General features: G+C 30.3%; 1 protein-coding gene. It reads left to right on the plus strand.

All coding sequences use genetic code 11. The features are described from left to right. The first annotated feature begins 37 nt into the window (after positions 1 to 37). A protein-coding gene (locus FYJ50_RS10430) for an IS3 family transposase (RefSeq protein WP_235900976.1) occupies positions 38 to 1,440 on the plus strand; the annotation gives its coding sequence in 2 pieces (ribosomal slippage) (positions 38 to 532 and positions 535 to 1,440; 1,401 coding nt in all). The last annotated feature ends 43 nt before the right edge of the window (positions 1,441 to 1,483 follow it).

Raw genomic sequence — 1,483 nt, forward strand, 5'->3', positions numbered from 1 at the left:
AAAGTTGGACTACCAATTGAAAGGGGTTCATTTTTATATGGCAAAACTTACTAGAGAACAAAGAATAGAAATATATCATAAAAGAAAATCTGGAGTTACTATAAAATCCTTATCTAAACAATATGGGATTTTGCAGGCTCATATAAAATATCTTATTAGACTTATTGATAAACATGGCGAAGATATTTTAAGAAGAGATAATAACAGATATTACAGTCCTGAACTGAAACATGAAATGATAAACAAGGTTTTAATTGGTAATCAATCAATACAATCAGTATCGTTAGAATATGGCTTGACTTCATATGGGATACTCAACAATTGGATTAAATCCTACAAAGAAAATGGTTATACTATAGTAGAGAAGAAAAGAGGTAGATCTCCTACTATGAAAAAAGAAGTTAAACCAATTGATCCAAACGATAAAGATGCCATCATTAAAGCTAAAGATGAAGAAATTTTAAGACTAAAAGCTGAGAATGAATACTTAAAAAAATTGAGAGCTGTAGTTCAAGCGAGGAAGGACCAACAACCAAAGACAAAGTAATGGTTGTATATGAACTACAGCATAAGTATTCATTAGTGGTCCTTCTTGATATTTCAGGACTTAAAAGATCAACATATTATTACACCTTAAATAAGCTTGATAAGGATACCAAAAACGACGACATTATGAATACCATAATAGATATCTACTATGCTCATAAAGCTCGTTATGGCTATCGCAGAATTACGCTAGAGCTTATTAATAGAGGATATACAGTAAATCATAAGAAAGTAAAGAGATTAATGTCTAAGATGGGTTTATATGCCAGAACACCAAAAGCTAAATATAAATCTTATAAGGGTGATATGAACGGAACAGTTAAGAACCTGTTACTTGATAAAGTTATTGATGAAGTTCATCACAAAACTTATTATGAAAGAAACTTCAAAACAGAAAGATGTAATGAGATATGGTCTACTGATGTATCAGAGTTTCATATAGCTGCAGGTAAATTATATCTATCTCCTATTCTTGATTTACATAACAGAGAAATAGTTTCCTACAATATCTCTGCATCACCAAACTATGATCAGATTAAAGATATGCTGGCAAAAGCTTTTAATAAATACAAAGATCTTAAGGGCTTAATACTAACTAGTGATCAGGGATGGCAATATCAGATGCAGGAATATCATATTGCATTAGAAGAGAAAGGAATCATTCAATCAATGTCAAGAAAAGGTAACTGCCTGGACAATTCACCAATGGAAAATTTCTTTGGCAAGATGAAGAATGAAATGTTTTATGGATATGAATATACATTTAATACACTAGAAGAATTAAAGAAAGAAATGGAAGAATACATTTCTTACTATAACAATCAGAGAATCACTGAAAAATTAAAAGGATTAACTCCTGTAGAATACAGAAATCAATCCTTAATTACCGTTTAGATAGTATACTTATTTTAATGTCCAAGAAATTGGGTTCACTTCA

It is taken from the genome of Floccifex porci (assembly GCF_009696175.1).
Taxonomy (GTDB): domain Bacteria; phylum Bacillota_I; class Bacilli_A; order Erysipelotrichales; family Erysipelotrichaceae; genus Floccifex; species Floccifex porci.